Origin of the sequence: Puniceicoccus vermicola (assembly GCF_014230055.1) — a bacterium.
Taxonomy (GTDB): Bacteria; Verrucomicrobiota; Verrucomicrobiia; order Opitutales; family Puniceicoccaceae; genus Puniceicoccus; species Puniceicoccus vermicola.
Map to the genome: position 1 here is coordinate 34,111 of NZ_JACHVA010000076.1, position 20,248 is coordinate 54,358.

A 20,248-nucleotide genomic window follows, 5' to 3' on the forward strand; every position below is an offset into this window, starting at 1 on the left:
ATTCTATTCTACGGTAAGGGTGGTCCACTCGTGTTGGCGGTGAAACCAGAGTTTGCGGTGAGGGGAGGTGGAATAGAGCTCCGGCTCCTCGAAATTTGGGCCTCGGGTGTAATCGTACCGAGAAAAGGATACCTGCCATTCTTGCGGGAGAGCGCGCCCTTTGGGTTCAATCAATTCTTGTAAGGGGATTTTCGCAAAAACGAGCCAGTGATCCTCTTGCGAATTCACTGAAACTGCGCTTTCTACCTCAATCTTGGAAAGTTCGGAGACAAAATCTTCCGAGTCGGGATCATTTTTGATGAGATGGAGCTGGTAGCGTTGATTGCGCGGAGAAACGTGAAACTCATAGTAGTTTCTCTGGCCCTCTGGCTGGAGAAACATTTCAAAAATATCCCCCTGACTCCATGACTCTTGGTTGAATTCGGTGACGGGGTTGAAAATGTCCTCATCGGGCAACATCGCGAAAACAAACAGATTGGATTGGTTTCGTGCGATCTGCACGTATCCAGAGACTTGTCCGGCTTCTTCACGCCACGTTTGGCCCATTTGGATTTTGGGGATTTCCTTTCTGTCCAGGTCCCGCCATTCGGAGAGACTCGTCGCGGAGACGGTAGGACAAATCAGCTCGCGGATCGGTTGAAAAGGGTTTGTTGGGTCGAGCTTCGTGCAACTGCTGAGGACGATGAGCCCGGACAGCGCGACGACCGCGTGGGAGATTTTCTGGCGAAAGGTCATAATTGGATTCCCTCCAAAAGGACAGAGGATGGATTGGGGCGAAATCGTTCCACTGTGATCTCGGGTAAAGTCGCCGCGGTCTTTGCTTGGCTCATCCGGCGCCTGTTGCTGGCGAGGATATGCAGTTTGACCTTCTTTGCACAGTCAGGGAAAAGTTTTTTCAGGGTGGCGGTGGCATACTTGTGGATAATTTCTCCACCGTTCCCGCTGGTCACCCCTCCCATCAAGACGATATTTCGGACGTCGTAGAATTCTGTGAATAGTGGAATGGTAGCGGCTAGGTAACCGCCGATCGTTCGGTAGATGTTTACTGCCCGCTCATTCTTCTCTTCCGCAAGTCCCCGAGCCGTCGCCAGTCGGTCCTGGAGAGGCAACCCCGGGTCCAGTTCGATTCCCGACGCGTCCAAAAGGCGATCGACCGCGTTGATTGAGAAATAGGAACCTCCGACGCCACGATATCCAGACCAGTCATCAAGGGGAGCCTCGGGGTTCGAGTCGATTGAGGCGAACGCGAGCTCGTTGATCCATCCCGTCAAATGGTTCTTTGCGTTGGTGTAGCCGCAGGCGAGACTCGTGCCCAGAGTCATCCCCAGAGTGGAACCTTCCTGAATGGCCTCCATGCCGGCGAGGGCGGAGGCTTCTCCATCATTGGTCACTGTAATCGGTACGCCTAAGGCCGTAGCGAGATCGGAAAAAATGCCTTGGACTCTCGAGTTTTGGTCCGGGCCAATCCCTCTCACCAAATTCGAGACCATCAATTGATTCTCGTCCACGACTCCTGCCGTACTGATGCCGATGGCATCGAGATGGGGGAGCGAGGAGGAGGCCTCATTGAAAACACTCAGAAGAAATTGGAAACAACTGGAAACGTCATTGAATTCCGTCGGCGACCAAGGAAAGCGCCCTTGGAATGCCGTTTCACCATCCTGAACGGCGACGATCTTGATCTCGCTCCCTCCTAAATCGACGCCGAGACGGCATCCGTTGTTTTGGGATCCCCAATGGCAAGGGGTTCCGCGATCCATAGGTGATTCCCCCGGTTCACAAAGAATGACCGCAAAGGGGCTTTGATAAATCTTCTCCATCAATTGCAGTGCAAAGGCATGAGGCCCTTCCGGTCTAAATTGACTCGCGATGTGGTCTTCGATCTCTCGTGTGGCTTCAACGTAGAGAGTCGACCCTCCCCGGGACCAAAGCATGAATTGAGCAACCCATTCAGCGTAAGCCCGCGATTCAGCATCAGACTTGTGGAGGATCGAAGTTTCGTATCGTGACACAACTCCGTTGGGCCGACCGATTGCGATGATGAGTGGGGCGCTCTCCTTCGAGTTTTTTTGTCGGCGACGGTAGAGGGCTAGGTCGAGAGCAGCGGGTCGAAATCCTTTGTCCAAAGGCGTGACCAGCGAATTCCAACCAAGGAATCCGTTCGTGGCACTTTGTTCTGTGAATTCGGTCATGCGGTTGGAGGAAGAATCGTCTTTTTAGAGTGAACCAATTGACCTTTAATGCAACAAAAATGACTGTTACATAATTAAATTGTTTCTGTTTCTCTAGGGCGACCGATCCCGGTATTTTACGTCCTTCCGGGAGGGTTAAGTGAGGGGAAGGGCGGGAAGTCGGGCTGGGGTCGCCGTTGCCTGGGTAGGATGAATTGGGAAGCAGCCTGGGGGCTGCTTTCTGGAAGGAGATGGATGCTAACGCTTCTCCCGAGATTCGAGCTTAGGTCGTGAGGTTTCGAATCACTTTTGTCGGCAGCACTTTCTTCCCTTTGGTCCGTGAGCCAATCAGTTTGCCGGCGACGGCTCCCATTTCGACGAAGGGGATCTCGACTGTGGAGAGGCCGCCCCAATGGGCGATCTCGGTTCCCATTCCGGAGATGATGCCGACCTTCTCGGGGCAGCGAATGCCTGCCAGGCGGATGGTATCCAAGAGGAGTTTGCAGACGCTGTCTTCGATGCAGAAAATTCCGATTCTCTCAGGGGCATTGCGGATCGATTCGACCAGTTGCTGGCGCTCCCGGTCGTTGGTGGCCATGCAGATGTCTTCTGGTTTGAACTGGGTTAGTTCGCTGGCGGCTTTTGCGCCCGCTTCGGCCATTTGGTCGACCGCTGAGTCTCCTTCGAAGGGGATCGCGATGATGATCCGCTCGTATTTCTGCTGCAGCAGATGGCTGATTGCTTGATGTGCGGCTGCCTCGAAATCGATGCTGACCGAAGAGATGCTCTCGACATTCGTTGACCGCCAAAGGATGACGGCATTGGGGAGCTCGTCGGCGCAGTGGCCGAGCACATCTTCGTGCCAGAGGTGGTCGAGGAGAAACCCGTGCTGCTTTTGTGGATTGGTGCGCAGGACTCGGCGGAAAGACTTGAGTTGCGCCGAGGAGTTCTGGAACTGAGGTGGCTCTTCCGGTTCGGTCAGATTCACGAGGCCGACATCCGATGGAAAGAGCAGACTCCGGCGCGCTTCCGCACACTGCCTGCTGAACCCCTGGAGCATGAGCCGGTAGCTGACATGCCTGGCGGTTAGTTCGCGGACGAGGCAGAAAACCGGTTTGGGGCGTTCCATCATTTCGCGACCACTTGGCAAAAAGTAACGGCCGCTGTCGCTTCGCCAGAGAAGCCCTTCGTTGCTAAATTTGCGCAGAACCCGGTGAACCGTCACGTTGGAGACATCAAATTTTTCGGCCAGTTCGCGGGTCACGGGTAGGGGATCGCTGTCTTCCCAGTTGCCGTCCTTGAGGAGCTCCGTGAGTTCCTTCTCCAGTTTGATGACTTGCTTCCCTTTTTTTCGTGGCATTGAATTTGATTCTCGTTCGATTGTGTCGATTTGTCTCCTTGAATATAGGATGGGAACGCTAAGACAATAAATTTGTTACAAAATGTGACTTGTTGATGTTTCTAGTAGTTTTGACGTTAATAGAGCAGATTTAAGATCCTTATCGATCGTTCTGCTGGAGTGTTACATATCCGAGGCAATTCCAGGCACGTTATCGGGGCGACTGCGAATTCGAGCCGAAAAGGCTGAATTGTCCAAAAATGAAGCGTAAAATCCTTTCTAAAAGGTGGCCTCAGTGAGTAGGGGAAACTAAATTCGGTATAAGAGAAGGCATCTCTCGACCATGGACGGTGACCAGGTCTGACACGCGCTCTTGGATAGAGACTGGAAAGTCCCCCCAAAAGCTTTAGATTGTGGCAAGTTCAGATCCCGTTCGTGGGTCTCGGCGGATTGAGATCGAACGGTTTTGCCGGGAGAGATTTCTTTGCGGAGACGGGTTGTTTAGGTCGACACCGAAGGTGCCAATATTGAGGCTGCTTGGAGCAGGTCTTCTGTGGAGACGAATTGGCGGGCGACCGAGGGGAGAGTGGGACTGTTCGTTGACCATATGTGTCTATCTCGCGAGCCCGGCGGAAATGGGAACCCTCGCTAGAGTGATTGCGGTTTTGCTGAATCGCTCTAGAGCGCGCCAGTGTCGGTCTGGAGAGGACTCTTTTGCGGGAAAGGATCCACGGGTCTCTGAGTGGACCTGCCTGAAGGCATTGGCCTCTTGGCGGAGCTGGTTCGATTCGCTACGGGGTGGTGACGCGAAGTCGGTAGAACATGGATGAGGAGTTGGGCGCTAGGCTGCCGGAAAACGTGACCCGTTCCCAGATGGAATCGACCGTTTCGACCAAAGTGGGAGTTTGAATAGGCTCCCAAGAGCGAAGATCGGGACTTCGTTCGACACGGTATTCGACGCCGGGCTCGGTTTCGGTTTTGCGGCGAACGTGCTGGAAGAAGACCTCATTGCCATCAGAGATGAATGCGGGGAGACCCGCCGAGCCGTTGAAAGGCATGGTCGGAGCCGATGAGTTCATGCTTTTTCCTGGCTCAGGAAGGTTCAGCGCGTACTTCATGATGTAGGGAGTTCCGTCGTCCGAGGTTTTCTCGTCGTCGATTCCAAACCGATCCAATCCGTGATCCTCCCGCCATTGGCGAAGATCGGTGCTGAAATCAGGAAAGTGCTGGTCGGCGTAGTCCATGTATTGGTTCCAATCGTAGGGCATCATATCGTGCCAGCCACCGGTGCCGTCGTCACCCGGGTAGCCATCTCCGCGGGCGTGGTAGCCGATGGATCCGCCGTGTTGCGGCTTGTTGGGGCCGGGGCGCCAGCGGGAGTCGACGATGCCGAGGCCGAAGAGGTCGTAGACGGGCCCAGCGCGGAGGCAGGATTCGTATTCTGCGGTGGGGTCGGCGCTCCAGTCCTCGTAGGAACTTTGCACATAGACCAACCGGGGTGCGCAGAGGGCGAGGAGCATGTGCTGGTCGACAGGAAGCTCGGTTTCACGGTCGCCAAAATCTTTGTAGTTGTCGCTGAACCAGTGGGGGAAGTTGCGGTTGATCTGGTCGATGTCTTCGCCGAATTTCGTGCGTGCCATGGCCGCTCCAGTGGAGCCGGAGGAATTGCTGATGGCCAGATCGACTCGGGTATCCTGGGCTCCGCACCAGAGCGCGGCTTTCCCTCCTCGGGAATGGCCGACGACCGCAACGGGGATGTCCTGGAGTTCGGGGTCGGACTTGATCCAGTCAATCGCGCGGCTGGCACCCCAGGACCAGGCGCCGATGGCGGCCCAGGCATCACCGGGTCGGGTGGGGTAGCGCCTATTGGAATCCATCGAGCCGGTAGGACCGAACACGGAAAAGACGCCTTCGCCATCGCTAAAGGCGGTCGTTTCATCGTCGGCGACCTCACGGTTTTTGAATCCGGCCGCGACGTAGCCGCGCTCCAGGATCTCCTTGACCGGGAAGAAATCGTACCCGCCGGAACCCGGAGAATAGGTGTGCGCGTTGTAAGTGTAGCTGGAGGGTCGGTTGTTGATAAGGATGAAGATGCCCTTGGGTTTCGTCGTTCCTGGAATAGGGCGGTAAACGTAGAGGTAGAAGCTGTCCCGGTTGCCGTTCCCGTCACCGTAGGTAATCAGCACCTTTTCGCGAATCGCGGTGTTGTTGAAGATTCTGCTGCTGTAGACGACGTCGTGCTTGAGGTAGGGAGGCCGATCGACTGCATTGCGCCCGTAGACGTTTTCGCGAAAGAGCTCGAGGATCTCTTCCCGTCTCTCGTTAGTCCATTTTTGCGTGGAGGAGACGGGATCGCCGTTGTTCATTGTCAGCGGATCGGGAATGCTGGCGATCACTGCTGGATCGTAGTCGCGTCCGACGTCTGGGCCTTTAGAGAACGAGATCGGGGGTTGAGGGTCGCCGACTTCGTCCACGTCTAAAAGGCCGCTTCCGGCAAAATGGCGGCTGATGTGGGTCGCGCCGCTGCCTTCGGCTCCCCAGGTTCCGGGGGATTGAGGTTCGCCGTTGATGTGGAGGGTCGCGACTGAATTGATACCGTTGAAGTCTAAATCGAGAACAGCGTTGGGGCCCAAGTGGACTCCTGATTCAGTATGCAGTGAGGCTTCGGGGAGCACTAGTTTGCCCCGCTCTACTACGGTGTCACCGGTGTAGGTATTGCCATTGGCGAAAATGATTGTGCCGAAGTCCTGCTTGATTACACCGCCGTCCGGGGTGCTGCCCAGGGCTGGGTCGTGCTGGAGTGGTTCGGCGTAGGCGACTTCGTAGCCTCCAAAATTGTCTCCGGCGCTGAGGCGGGCGGGGCCCGCGCTTACGAGAACCGAATCAATTCCGGAGAAGACTCCCGTCGCGTCCGGTACGATCTGAAGAAGACCGCCGTTGAAGCGAAATGTCGAATTCCCGCCGGTTGATTGCAAAACCGGAGTCTGGAGGACGCCTCCATTCAAATTGAACGTCGCGGTGCCGCTGCCTAGAGAGGATCGCCCGACTTCAACGCGGCTCGATCCGTAGTTCAGAAGTTTGATTTGGCCGTCGTTGAGGTTGATCTCGGAGCCGCCGGAGTTCGAGGCGTCTGCGAGGATCAGGCTGCGATTCTGGCTGCCGTTGCCGATATTCACTTGGCCCCCGTTGACATTGAGTATGGCCGGGCCGCTGCGACCCACAAAGATGGTGTTGCCGTAGAAATCGCCGCCGAGGTTGCCGCCTGGCTCTACATTCACCGTGGTGTCATCGTTGATGGAAAAAATACCGCTGGAGCGCTGTCGGAGTGTTCCATAAACATCCAGGATGCCTCCTCCGGAGATGCGGCTGTTGGAGTCGTTCATCACCACTTCGACCCCGAAGCCGATCGAGACTTGGGCCGACGGCTCTATATTGATCGCCGTCCAGTTCGAGAGGGTGATGAGGGCCCCTTCGGGTGCATTGGTGTTCAATGCATAGCCCGAAGCTTCAAACGAAAGCATTTTGGCAAACAGGCCCTCCGCGCGGGTCGCGGTAACATCGGCGACGTTGACGATGCCGCCGCCAGCAGTGGAGAAGACGGCGGTATCGTCCTCGCCGGAGCCGGGACCTGTGGCGCCAGTGGTTGAGGTGATCGTTCCGCTGCTCTGGTTGGTCCAGTAGGCAGTTCCGTTGTTCCAGATCTGGGATCCGGTCCAGCTCCCTCCTGAGGGCCAGCCGTTCTCGTATGGCTCACTGTAAATACCCAGGTCCCAAGTCCCGTTGCCACCTGTCCAGGTCAAATTTTCTGCCATCGCTGGTTGTAGAGTGAGAATAGCGGCCGCGAGGCTCGCCGAGAATCGTCGTTTTGAGGTCTTCATTGAAAGCAAAGTCGGGTTCGACCGACCAGTTTTTGGAGACCGATTTTAAAAGCAACATAAAAATCTGTTACGTAACGAGGGGCGAGGATTTCTTTTTGTTCTATTTTAGCTCAAATACATCGCCAAATATTGCTGCTGATGCTCATTTTTAGCTAAGGGCTCTGCGTTCTTGTTTTTCAAAAATGGAAAGGACTCCTCGTGGGGAGAGGTTCGATTTGCCCGGCTGAAATTCTTGAGCGCCCCCGTTACTTATTGCCGGTGGAGTGTGGTGCTTATGCTCCTTTACGAGTCGTAAACCTCTATAGAATCAGGGTTGGAGAGGGTATAGGGTTGTGCTTGGGAGGAAACGTGGAGGATTTCATCGAAGGTGGTCATATCGATCGTTCTTCGGTCTCTAAAGGGGGAGCTGCGTGTTCTTTTGGGCTGGGTGGCGTCTGTTTTTCCGGAAAGGAGTTGACAAGAAGTCTTAAATGTCACAGAAAAAATCCGTAACAAAAAGAATCTGTGGGAAAAAAGTGCCGAATGCCTAGCGCCATGAATGTTTCTGTATATGGTAATTTTGAGTGGGTGGAATCCCCCACGATAAAAAACGTGGGCAGGCATTATTTGTGCAACAGATCGATTTGTGTCAGATTCGAATCAAATTACACGCGAAACCGATAACCAAAAAAGAACGATCCTATGAAAACTAACTACAAATACCTCAGCGTGGCCCTGTTGTCGGTTGCGCTTTCTGCTGGTGCCGCCCAGGCGCAAACCATTCAGGTCGATGCCGACTTCGAGAGTGGAAGCGATGGCTTTTCCAGTTTTACCGCCTATGATTACAGTTCGGGTGGTGCGATCGTGAATCCTACGGGCGGGACTCAGGGAATGGACGTTTTTTCAGGCGACTCGAATGACAATTATGCTGATATCGCTACTGTCGGCGAGTATACACTGGCTTGGGATTTTGCGACAATCGGTTCTACCTCTAGTCGTTCCATGAATATGACTTTGCGATCTGGGAGCGGTGGTGCGAATCTCCTGAATGTCGCAGTGGGTGCCAGCGGAGATGATTCGCTCAATATCTATGATGGTTCCGGCTGGCAGACGATCGGAGCCGGGGGAGTCCTTTCGGATAATAATTGGTATCGGATTACGATTACTGGAGATATGCAACCGTCGGGAACTTATTCGGTGAGCGTCATTGATTTAAATGATTCGAACAATGAGGTGATTAATGTCTCAGGCTTGTCTTTCTATCAATCTACTCCCGGGGTGGATGAAGGTTCAGCCTATCTTACCTTCCGGGACCAATCGGGCGACTATGCGGTCGATAATGTTTACTTCGAAACCTCCGCTGCAATCCCCGAGGCCAACGCCTTCGCGCTTCCATTTGCCATCCTCGGCATGGCTCTTGTCCGTCGCCGTCGTCGCGCCGTTGCGTAAGAGGTTTTTGCCTCCGTTCATTTACGTTTAGCTTCTGTGATAAGGTGGTGGTCTGGGTGTAGTGCCTGACCACCACCTTTATTTTTTGAATCCTATGAAAACGATTGATGTTTCTCTTCTCTGGCGCCGTTGGGCGGCTCCTCTTGTTCTCTCGGCGATTGTGGCCTCGCCGATATCGGTGTCCGCTCAGTCGAAACCCACGATTGAGGTGGAGCGGGTCGATGAGATGAGCCCTTACAATATTGCTGCCTGGTGGTCTCCGGTCGCTTACGACGCCAAGGCGGATCAGTTGTATGTTTCTTATCTGCGCCCAGGCTCTACGAAGAGGAAGGACGATGTCATTATTGCCCAGCGCGACTCGGACGGAAACTGGACGATGGAGGATACGGGCGGGAAGGCGGTTTTTGATACCGGCCACACGCAGACCTCCCTGGCTGTGGACGGTGATGGAGTGGTGCATTTTACCTACGGCATGCATTTTTATCCATTCCGCTACGGAGTGGCCTTGGCTCCGCAGACCGTAGAGGCCGGTTTTAATCGGAAGGCACCGGGATTGATGCTGGGGAAGGGGCCGAAGTTCACCTATCCCAATATGGCCACGGCCGCCAACGGGGATTTGTATTTGATCATTCGGGAGGGGCTGGAAGGGCGGCTCTACCACTACCGTCTCGACGGAAAGCAATGGGAGGATCTCGGCTCCTTTGCCGCAGAGAAGGGGAGCACGGTCTATCCCGATCAGATCTTTCCGGATCCAAACGGCGACTTGCACATTATTTGGGAGTGGGCCGAGGGCGGTCCGCAAGCTACGCGGCACATGGGGTCTTACGCTCGCTATGAGCCGAATACGGGGAAGTACTTTCGGGCGGATGGATCTGAGTACACAGAATTGCCGATCACTCGCGAGGCTGCTGATCTGTATCAACCTTTGGAAGGCGAAGAAGTTTATAAGCGGGGAGTCCACGGTATCCAGTCTGCCAAGATGGCTTTGGATGAGAATGGAATGCCTCTGATTGCTTATGCCTATTCGACGAATCAGAAGCACCATGGATACGAGCACCGTCTCGCTAAGTGGGATGGTTCGCAATGGGTTCGCGAGACGGTGGCGTCCGGGCCGTTTTCGAATGAAAAACCTTGGATTAGCTACTTTGACGGGCAGATCCACTACTACACTTTTCCTGGTGTCGGTAATGGAGGTGATAGTGAACTGGCTCTGTTGATGTCGTCTGATGCGGGTGCATCCTGGTCGGTGCCGATTGTTATCATCGACGATCTGAAGATCGCCAGGCCGGTTGGAACCTCGTTTGAAGGAACGGATTTTCTCTACCTGCCCACTGCTCACTCCGACGAACTTTACCTCGGAATGGTTCAGTTCGATTGAGTCGACCGTCAGAGAAAAGTAAAACAAACCAACGCGAGCGAAGGGAGGAGCAAGAGGCCGGAATTTTAATTGAAACAAATATAGGTGTTACTAAATTTTGGGTCAAATCAGCGCGCATGGAGCGATGCTGGCAAATTCGAAAATCAAAAAGAAGGGACTTATGAAGGGTTTTGAAGGAAAGAACTACCGAGCGTTCACTTTGATTGAGCTCTTGGTCGTGCTCATGATTTTGGGAGTTTTGGCGGCGATCATTATACCGGCCGTTGGAAAGGTGAGGGAGACGGCCAAACGATCGGCCTGCGCGAGCAATCTCCGCCAATGCGGGGCGTCTCTTCTCACCTATGCGGCGGACAACAATGGGACGCTGGCCAATGGCCATCCCGACGGTTATCCGGATAAGCTCAATCGGTCTTTTATTACGATGATGAAGGAACGGGGCTACATCGATGACTTCAGTGTTTGGTCTTGCCCCGCAGTGGGTGGGGTGCCCTTGGATGACGAAGCGAATACTCTTGAAGAGCTTCGCGGGTCGTATGCCTATTTTGGCAATCTCTACGGTCCTTCGCGGGTGCTGCAGCTAACTTCCAACTCTTTGATTATGCAGGACTTGATCTACTCCTATGCGGGAGAATGGAGAGTAAACCACAGCAACGGGGGAGAGTTGAGGGAAGATGCTATCACAGGGAATCCATCATTCTCGACTTATTTTGGAGGAGTGCCAGAAGGCTTTAATTCGTTGTTCGCGGATAACAGTGTGATGTGGACGGATTGGGAGGATCCGGAGGGCTCAGACAAGGTGGTTTGGTTGAACATGGGGGCGGGAAGCTCGAAAATCCCCGGTCCAGTTCGGGCTCAACCTAAGGAAGATGCGATCTGATCTGGGCGATGGGCAGCCTTTAGAAAAAAGTGATTTCTTAAAAGTGTCTCTCGGAGTCTAGCGGCGGACTCTTCCTTTTGGAAGGGGAGTCCATTCAGGCCGAAAAAAGTTCAAAAAAATCAGAAAGTAACAAGTCAAACTTGTTGCATAAAATGGTGTTTTGAGCATTGTTGCTCATTCACCCAAAGGAAAAGAATTATGAAGTTGAGATCCCTGCTAACCCTAACTCCCTTGATCTTGGTCACTGCGGGACCGATTCGGGCGGAGTATGTGCTCTATGATTTCGAAGATGCCTGGCAATTCGAGGACTGGGAGTACAACCAACCTGAAGTTCAAGTCGTTGAGGCTTCCGATCAGTTCTCGGTGAGTGGAGAAACTTCTGCTCGGTTTTATTCGGAGGCGATGCCTGTTGAACCGGTATTTTCTTCCCGGGTCTGGGATAACGATTGGGGAGACTATGATCGCATCGCCTTGGATTTCACAAACCCGACCGCTGAAGAACAGCGTCTGAAGGTTTGGGCAGGCAATGAGGTGACTGGATTTGCCTTTGAGGTGACCCTTCCGGCTTGGAGTCACATTCGCAAGGTGGCGGAATTAAAGTTCTCGAAGGCCGTGAGCACCCACAACATCAACGCGATTGTCATTACGGGCCCTGCCAACCAGGAGAATCTCTTCTATCTCGACAACGTCACTCTTTTGGAAGAGGGGCAGGAGCCGCTCGACAAGCCTGCGGAGGGCGAAGATCGGAAGCCCAAGAAGACCTTTGTGATTGAAGAGGAAACCGGCTCAATGGCCGAGACGATGGCCGCTTTCCGCAAGGATTATGTGGAGGATCAGGCATCCAGTCTTCGAAACGAATTCGAGGGCATGAGTGAAGAACTTCCAGAAGCCTCCGAGTATTTGGAGGGACGTCTGGAAGAGCTGATGGCTGAATACGACGTCAGTGAGACTCCTGAGGAGCAGAAAGCCGTCCTTCTGCAGTTGAAACGACTGGCGATGATCGCCGATCGGTTTGTCGAAGCCAAAGGTTATCTGGCAGATTATTCGGGAGACGCCGACGCTGGTTTTGTGGTGGGACTGGCCGATTCGATGGTCAAGGTGATGCCGAAGGATCTTCCCGCGAACCTTACGATTGACGATGAAGTTTCAATCAGTCTCGCGGGTGGGGAAAAAGAAGCCTTTCAGGTCGCGGTGATGCCTTATGCGAATCCGGCGGAGAAGATCACGGTGAGCCTGAGTGAGCTAAGGGGTCCGGATGGGGAGGTTCTCTCCGCTGATATGACTGGCGTGGAGCTGGTGACCTTTACCGAAACCACTTATAAGACAGAACCGAACATTGATTACATCGGTTGGTGGCCGGACGCCCTGATGGACGTGGAAGAGCCGATTGATGTCGCTATGGGTGACGTGCAAACCTGGTGGGTGCGCCTTGCTGCTCCCCGCGACCAGAAAGCGGGAGTTTATACCGGAAAAGTTTCGGTTGCCAGTGATGGAAAGGAAGTCGCTTCCTACGATTTGAACGTGACGGTGCGCGGATTCAATGTTCCGAAACACGCTCCGATTCCAACGGCGCTTACATTCATGGATCGCAATTGGAACAAAGTGACTGCGATCGGGGACGAGGATAATTTCGAAGAGAATTGGGAGAAGATTAAATACGACTATGCCGATTTCCTCGCAGAATACATGATCAACATGGACAGTATCTATCGCACCCCGAAGATGGGACGAATCGATACGATCGACTGGGATATCGTTGAATATCTGCATGAGAAGGGCGAATTGGTGAACGTTTGTCTTGGATATTATTGGGGAACCAAAGACGAAACGGTTGAGCTCTTCCGTCCACACTACGAGAAAGCGAAAGAGCTGGGCGTATTGGACCATGTTTATATCTACGGCTACGATGAACGCGGAAGTAATGAATATCCCAACATTGAGAAGTTCTCGAAAAAATTCCGGGAAGCCTATCCCGAGATCGATTTGATCCTGACAACGTCACAGGATCACAGCTACGGTTTTGATTCGCCGATGAAGTCGTTAATCGGATGGTGTCCGATCATCTCCCGATACAACCCGACCTTGGCGGAGAAGGCTCGCGAAGAAGGGCGTCAGGTTTGGCTCTACACTTGTGTCTGGCCACCGCACCCTTACCCGAATATCTTCACCGATTACCCGAGCATTGATAACCGGATCCTCTCCGGGATGATGTTGGCGAAGTATAAGCCGGACGGATATCTCTACTATCACACGACTTGGTGGAGAACTCCTGGAGGAATTGACACTTACCCCTACACCAACTGGAGTCCGGAAACCTTCCCCGGGGCGAATGGAGATGGTGCCTATTTTGCCATCGATAGCGATGCGAACTTACTGCCTACTGTGCGTGTCGAGAACTACCGAGACGGTCTCGAGGATCTCTCTTACTACATGATTCTTCAGAATCAGGTTAAGATTAACGAAGCTTCCGATAATCCCGACGAAGAATGGTTGGAACAAGCCCGTGAGGCCTTGGATGCGACCAATACTTATGTAGAGAGCCGGATTGACTGGACGAAGGATCCTCAGGAGGTGCGCCAGTATCGTGACCAACTTGCAGAAGCCATTGAAGCCTCACCGGTGACGGATACCGATCCGTGGAAAGAGGGTATGGGCGTTTTGGGAATCGATTGGAACTAAGCCTTCGAATTGGTTTCTTCTCACTTGGTGATGAATTCGAATCGTGAGCCATCCGAATCCGAGGGGCGGGTTAGTGGCTCCGAGAACGCATCGGATCTCTTATCATGAAACGGTTTTTGGGAGTTCTTCTTGTTCTTGTCGTAATCCTTCTCGGCTCGCTGATGGTTTATTTCAAGGAGACTCCGACCGAGTTGTGGGATCGTTTACACGAGTTTGTGGAAACGAGGTTGGGTAATAGCGACGAGGCGAAGACGGAGAAAACTCCGTCTTCGCCCGCCGCCTCTGAACCCGTTCCTGCTCAACCTCCCGCAGTTCAATCAATCCCAGAAGCCGATGGAGATAAAAAGAAGGAGGTTCCGCCTACGACGGAAGAGGAGAGAGAGCTCGAACTTCGCCCATTGGTCTGGCTGCAAAAGAATCCACGCTATGCGCCCCGCGAGGTAACCGTGAAGACGAATCAGCGCGTCGATCTCCCCGGTCAAGGGGAGGCCGAGAACAGCTGGTTTGAAATGTATGCGGGGAGTGTCGCCCAGGTTCGGGAAGTGAGAGAGGCATCGGTCGTGGTTCTCTTTGGCTCTGCCTCCGTGGAGGTGCCGATCTCAGAAACCAATTTGGAGGAGCTAGCCGCCAAGCGAATGGCTCAAGCCAAGCAAGCCGCGATTGCTCGTAAACGAGCCGCTGAGGAAGCGCAGAGAATGGCTGAAGAAGCGCTTAAGCCTGAGATCCCCCAGCAACGAGATGATGTCTACCTTTGGAACGAAGCCCCCAACTGATACCTGATATGCGAAACCCCTCAATTTCCCGATTTTTCTCAATCTCATCTTTTGCTTGCGCCTTGCTGTGGGTGGCGGGGCCCTTGGTCTCGAGTGCTGGGGAGTCAGTCTTTGATTTCGAGGATCCCTCGCAACTGGAGGGATGGAAAACTTCTGGAGAGGGGGCGTCGATCGAACAGAGCGATCTGTTTGCGAGCGAAGGATCCGCGTCCGCGGTGATGAGAATGGAAGAGTGGGAGAGTGGGGACCCCCGCAAGACCTATGTGGAAATCACCTTCCCGCCGGAAAACTGGGCTGCCTACGATTGGATCGTCTTCGATGTAGTCAATCCCACTGACGAGGATGTCAGTGCCTATATCTACATTTCCGATAAGGAGGATGATATCGATAATGGTTTGCGCCATCGGTTTGGCATCGCGAACCGTTCGGCCAAGCGGGTTTTCAAAAAACTGGGTTGGAATATCGCGAATGATAAGTCGATTAACCCGGGCAAAATTACGACAATCCGTTTCGTCGTCGAAAGACCTGAGAGTGATGTCGCTATCCACATCGACGGGATCACTCTGTTGCGAGACAAAGGAGACTATTCGGAAGATTTGCCGGACCAATTACAGGAGTCTGTTTGGGAGATGCAGAAGGAAATCATTGCGGCCCAGATTGAATCGGCGACCTCACAGCTGGATGAGCAGGTTCTGGGCAGAGCTCTGACCGGAAGCGTCTGGGACGAAGTGGAACGCCTAAAGCGCGGAGTCGAAGAGATTGACCGGAATGCCAATGCCGCCGACCAAGATCGGCTGGAAATGGTATGGCTGGGATCGTATCTGGAGCCGATGGTCGAGCGGTTCAACCAGTATCCCGATTATTATCGTCAGCTTTTGGAATTGGGCCTTCCAAACAACGGATTTCTGGTTGGTTTTGCACCTTCTATGGTCAATGTCATGCCGAAGCATTTACCAGTGGATTTGACGATCGCTCCGAATATCAGGTTGAACGCAGCGCGGAATGAAAATGAGTCCTTCCAATTGGCCGTTGCTCCCTTTGATCGGGATGCGCGCCAAGTGAGAGTTTCCGCATCGGAGCTCCGAACCGAGACGGGTGATTCGATCCCCGCAGGCCAGATTGACTGTGATCTTGTTGCTTACACCGAGACTACGAATGAGCCCGGCTATGATGTCGATTATGTAGGTTGGTGGCCGGACCCGATTATCGCGGATCCGAAGCCCGTCGATGTGAAGGTGGGAGAGGTTCAGGCTTGGTGGATCCGTGTGAATGTGCCGATCGACCAGGAGCCGGGGATGTACTACGGGAAGATTACGGTTAATGCTGAGGAGGCGGAACCGATGGTCTTCGAGCTAGCCGTCTATGTATATGATTTTACGCTGCCCACGCACGCACCTTTCCCCTTGGCTTTCACGACCATCAGCAAGAGGAGTAACTGGATCGAGAATATCATGGGGGGGCAGAAGGCATGGAATGAGACGAAAAAGTACGAGTTCGCCGATTTCCTGGGAGATTACTATCTGATGCCGGACTGTATCTACCGTCACCCAACGGAGGATCTCCCCTCGAAGCTTGATATGGAGCTGATCGAATATATGCGGGATCAAGGGAAGCTCGGTCCTTTCAGCATTGGCTATTTCCACAGCGACAACCCCGAGTGGATGGAAGAGTATCGTGAGAATTATGAAGCAGTGAAGGAAGCCGGTCTCGAGGATTATGCCTATCTTTACGGGTGGGACGAAGTTTCGACGAAAATGTGGCCGCGTATTGAAGATTCTGCTGCCATGTTGAAGGAACGCTATCCTGAGATCTACCGGTTTACGACGACGGCGGAAAAGGTGCCTCCTCAGATGCCGTCCATGAGTGCGACTTGCCCGATCAATGCGGGATGGAACGGAAAGAATGTGGACACGCTTCGCGAGGAATATGGGATCGACTCCTGGTGGTACACCTGCGTCTGGCCTCCGCATCCTTATCCCAATTTCTTTATCGAATACGATCCGATTGATGCACGGGTGATGATGGGAATCCAACACGCCAAGTATCGACCGGCAGGATTTCTTTACTACGAGACGGCCATTTTCGGTGAGAACGAAGAGAAGGGTGGGGGCATTGGCGAATATCCATACACCACCTGGAATCCGATCAGTTTCGGGGATACGCATGGGGACGGGCGTTGGCTGTATTATCGAACGGACGGCACCATGGTCCCGAGTATGGTCATGGAAAATTTCCGGGATGGGATGCAGGATCTGGCTTACTACATGATTCTGGCCCACAAGGTGAAGTTGTACGAGGATGCCGGAGGTGAAACCAGTGATTGGCTCTACGAGGCGAACATCGCTCTTACCGATTTCGACGAGTATTCAAAGTATCGCAACACCTACACGAAAAGTCCCAACAAAGTTTACGAGTTTCGGGATCGTCTTGGCCGTCTCATTGAAGACGCACCGGTTGAGGATGATAATCCTTGGGCCGGGAACGAGGGTATGCCCGTCCGCGGTATTTGGGACCAGTTTCGTTGATTGCTCACGACCTGCGTGGATACCTCCCACTATTTGAAAATAATGTCTAAAGAATTTTTAACCACCGAGAAGGATCAGTTTATCCGGAACGGCAAGTCACACCGGATCTTTTCGGGAGCTTTGCACTATTTCCGCGTCGTGCCCGAGTACTGGGAGGACCGTTTACGGAAATGCAAAGCCTGTGGGTTGAACACCATCGAAACCTATGTGCCGTGGAATTTGCATGAACCGCAACCGGGGGAGTTCGACTTCTCAGGCCTTCTTGACCTTCGAAAGTTCATCGAGACGGCGTCTGCATTGGATCTGGATGTAATCGTTCGTCCAGGACCTTATATTTGTGCCGAATGGGAGTTCGGTGGGTTTCCCAGTTGGCTGCTGAAAGACCGCAATGTGCGCCTGCGTTGCATGGATGAGACCTATCTTTCGCATGTTGACCGATACTTCGCGCGCTTGATGCAGGAGTTTGCCGATCTCCAGAGCAGTCGAGGAGGCCGCGTCGTCGCGGTTCAGGTGGAGAATGAGTACGGGAGCTACGGAACCGACAAGAAGTATCTCTCTTGGATGGAAGATTGCCTGAAGAGGAATGGAATTGACGTTCTCCTTTTCACTTCGGACGGTCCAGAGGATCACATGCTCCAGGGGGGCGGGCTTCCTCATCTTCTCAAAACCGCGAATTTCGGATCGAGAGCGACGGAGGCTTTTGAGAAACTCCGGGAATATCAGCCGGAAGGTCCGCTGATGTGCATGGAGTTCTGGAATGGCTGGTTCGACCATTGGGGCGCTGAACACCACACCCGGGACGCCACCGATGCCGCCGATGCCCTGGATGAGGTCCTCAGCAACGACGCCTCGGTGAACATCTATATGATGCACGGAGGGACGAACTTTGGTTTTTGGAACGGTGCAAATCGCTACCAATCCTATTTTCCGACGGTAACCAGTTATGATTACGACGCCCCGCTGGATGAACAGGGGAATCCTACCGAAAAGTTTGAGAGATTTCGGCAAATCTTCGCCAAGCATGGTGCCGAGGTGGGGCCAGTACCGGAAAAGACTCAGGGGATTGCCTTTGGCCTTGCCGAGACTCAGAGATCGTTGAGCCTGCTCGAGAAGCTCGACCATTTCGCGAAACCGGTGGAGGCGGCCTGTCCCTTAACCATGGAAGACGTCGACCAGAACTTTGGGTTTATTCTTTACGAAACCGAGGTGTCCGGACCTCGGCCCGAGTCGAAAATCATGTTGCAAGACGTTCATGACCGGGCATGGGTCTACCTCGACGGTAGGTTTGTTGGGACGGTGGATCGCAATGAGCCCCAAGAGGGCATTGATGTGACCATTGGCCGTGAAGGTGCGATCCTTCAAATCCTGGTCGAGAATCAGGGTCGGATCAACTACGGGCCCAGCTTGTATGACCGCAAGGGAGTTACCCATGGGATTCGTTTGGGGCTTCAATACTTGCACGGATGGAAGACTTATCCGTTGCCACTCGATTCTCGCCAAGGCTTGGAATGGGCAGGCGCCGCAACCGGCGAAACTCCGCGTTTGTTTCAAGCCGAGCTTTCCGTAGATCAACCGGCTGATACGTTTCTCCGGGTTCGTGATGGAAATCATGGCGTGGTCTGGATCAATGGCTTTGCCTTGGGGCGCTATTGGAAAACCGGACCGCAGCAGACCCTCTATGTTCCGGGTCCACTCCTGAAATCGGGGGACAATACCATCGAGATCTTTGAGCTGGAACCCAGCTCGGTTCCGGCTGCTGAATTCGTCGCTGATCCTGATTTGGGTTGAGCGAATCTATTGGATTCCTCGGTCTGCAGGTCGATGAGTTTCGATTTTTTGACTGGGCTCAGGTGTTACCGGTTCGGCTTTCATTCGGGTCGGCGGTTCAGAGTGCGGGTTCGCGTAGCGATGTGGATCGCCTCGGGGCCCTGCGATCTCACGGCGTAGCGTTCGGGCAAGGCTTAAGTCGTGGCCCATGATGCCAGGCCCGCCTTCCCTCCCGGGTCGAAGGAAGGAGCACCCGGTTCCCGTTGTTCAATTCCACGGACGATGGAACTTCGGCGTGGGCTGCTCTTGGGGCGTTTCTCGAAGGACATAAAAAAGGCGCCGAGGATTTCGGCGCCTTTGGGTTCAAGTGAGAGTCTCTGTCGAACCGAGAGAGGGAATTAAAATTCGCCGAGTTCGGGTGGCTCCCAAACCCCAGCGGCATCCCGGAGGGTGATGTAGGCAGCCTCGCGGAGAGAATCGGCTTGTTCGTCAGTAAGAGTTCGGGGCTGATATTCGATCTCGCGGGGGTCCTTCCGGAAAAAGAACCCGTACCAGACCAGGCTTCCCAGGTACTCACCGTTTTTATTGGCGTGAAAACCATCAGTTCCGATGACCCAGTCTCCCTCAGAATTCTTTCTCCAGTAGAAGATTTTGTTGAGACTCTTGCTTTCATCGGGCATCCGGGATTTCCCTTCTGGATAGGGAAGCGAATATACATCAAAGTCTACCGGTTCATAGTCCCAAAGAGGCATCTTTTGGGCCTCTTGGAAGGCGGTCCCGACCGGGATGACCCGAAGGCCCTGTTCAGCAGCGAGATTGTAGTAGTTCTCGTGCAGTCGCTCGTACATCTCATCGGGTTGCAGGTTCCACTTTTTCGTACGGTAGCTGTCGACGTTGTGAGGCCAAGTTTCATGGACGACAATCTGGGCCTGAGGTGCATATTCATGGATGTAGCCGATGAGCTTTTCCGCATGAGGCGAGAACGTCTCTGCTTTATGACTTTTCGAGCTGACTTGCTGAATGGTTACGTAGTCCCATTTTTTGTCTTTGAGGATGTGTTCCAAGGAAGCCTTCTTTTCGATGCGCTCATTGTTGATGTCGTAGCCGTAATTGTTTCCTTTCTCCTGATTCTCGGCGTGTTGCCGGGCTAGGGCGACATGGAGCGAGAGCGGTGAGGCACCGATGATGGCCCGTCCGACGACGACGTCGTGTTCGGGATCGCTGGCCGCGATCTCAGGAAGGAAACGGGTGGCGTTTTCGGTAAAGCTGTTGCCGATCCCGAGGATGTAGAGGGCTCCATCCTCTTCCGCCGATGCGAATGTCGCGACGAGCGCGAGGCAGCTGAGACTGAGCCATTGAATCATGAGGATTCGTGTTTTCATAAAGTGCTTTCGGTGTTTCTGCTGTGGTTTTTTTGACCGTCTTCGGAATCG

Annotated in this window: 12 protein-coding genes; 7 read left to right on the top strand and 5 right to left on the bottom strand. The window is 53.6% G+C overall.

Annotation, left to right across the window (positions count from 1 at the left end):
* Window positions 1–3: 3 nt before the first annotated feature.
* The 4 genes from H5P30_RS08485 to H5P30_RS08500 all read right to left on the bottom strand — a co-directional run bounded on the left by H5P30_RS08485 (window position 4) and on the right by H5P30_RS08500 (window position 7,388).
* Window positions 4–735, bottom strand: coding sequence for a DOMON domain-containing protein (locus H5P30_RS08485; protein ID WP_185692518.1), 732 nt, complete (start codon window positions 733–735; stop codon window positions 4–6).
* Window positions 732–2,192: an ROK family protein gene (locus H5P30_RS08490; RefSeq protein ID WP_185692519.1), complete on the bottom strand. Its 1,461-nt coding sequence runs from the start codon at window positions 2,190–2,192 to the stop codon at window positions 732–734. The genes H5P30_RS08485 and H5P30_RS08490 overlap by 4 nt, the downstream gene beginning before the upstream one ends.
* 262 nt (window positions 2,193–2,454) lie before the next feature.
* Complete coding sequence (locus H5P30_RS08495) at window positions 2,455–3,531, bottom strand: substrate-binding domain-containing protein (RefSeq protein ID WP_185692520.1); 1,077 nt, start codon at window positions 3,529–3,531, stop codon at window positions 2,455–2,457.
* A 770-nt stretch (window positions 3,532–4,301) separates the two neighbouring features.
* Window positions 4,302–7,388, bottom strand: a complete 3,087-nt coding sequence (locus tag H5P30_RS08500; RefSeq protein WP_185692521.1) for a glucuronyl esterase domain-containing protein — start codon at window positions 7,386–7,388, stop codon at window positions 4,302–4,304.
* Window positions 7,389–8,069: 681 nt separating this feature from the next.
* Here H5P30_RS08500 and H5P30_RS08505 point away from each other — a divergent pair.
* The 7 genes from H5P30_RS08505 to H5P30_RS08535 all read left to right on the top strand — a co-directional run bounded on the left by H5P30_RS08505 (window position 8,070) and on the right by H5P30_RS08535 (window position 18,836).
* Window positions 8,070–8,816: a hypothetical protein gene (locus H5P30_RS08505; RefSeq protein WP_185692522.1), complete on the top strand. Its 747-nt coding sequence runs from the start codon at window positions 8,070–8,072 to the stop codon at window positions 8,814–8,816.
* 94 nt (window positions 8,817–8,910) lie between these two features.
* A complete protein-coding gene (locus H5P30_RS08510) occupies window positions 8,911–10,194 on the top strand; it encodes a BNR-4 repeat-containing protein (protein ID WP_185692523.1) in 1,284 nt (427 codons plus the stop codon).
* Between the two features lie 160 nt (window positions 10,195–10,354).
* Complete coding sequence (locus H5P30_RS08515) at window positions 10,355–11,071, top strand: type II secretion system protein (RefSeq protein WP_185692524.1); 717 nt, start codon at window positions 10,355–10,357, stop codon at window positions 11,069–11,071.
* A 198-nt stretch (window positions 11,072–11,269) separates the two neighbouring features.
* Window positions 11,270–13,750: a glycoside hydrolase domain-containing protein gene (locus H5P30_RS08520; protein WP_185692525.1), complete on the top strand. Its 2,481-nt coding sequence runs from the start codon at window positions 11,270–11,272 to the stop codon at window positions 13,748–13,750.
* 104 nt (window positions 13,751–13,854) lie between these two features.
* Entirely contained in the window at window positions 13,855–14,523 is a 669-nt protein-coding gene (locus H5P30_RS08525) for a hypothetical protein (protein ID WP_185692526.1), read from the top strand.
* A gap of 8 nt (window positions 14,524–14,531) precedes the next feature.
* Window positions 14,532–17,048: a glycoside hydrolase domain-containing protein gene (locus H5P30_RS08530; protein WP_185692527.1), complete on the top strand. Its 2,517-nt coding sequence runs from the start codon at window positions 14,532–14,534 to the stop codon at window positions 17,046–17,048.
* A 42-nt stretch (window positions 17,049–17,090) separates the two neighbouring features.
* Window positions 17,091–18,836, top strand: coding sequence for a glycoside hydrolase family 35 protein (locus H5P30_RS08535; RefSeq protein WP_185692528.1), 1,746 nt, complete (start codon window positions 17,091–17,093; stop codon window positions 18,834–18,836).
* Window positions 18,837–19,213: 377 nt separating this feature from the next.
* On the opposite strand, the gene H5P30_RS08540 is transcribed toward H5P30_RS08535, so the two are convergent.
* Complete coding sequence (locus tag H5P30_RS08540; protein ID WP_185692529.1) at window positions 19,214–20,197, bottom strand: DUF4886 domain-containing protein; 984 nt, start codon at window positions 20,195–20,197, stop codon at window positions 19,214–19,216.
* Window positions 20,198–20,248: the final 51 nt, after the last annotated feature.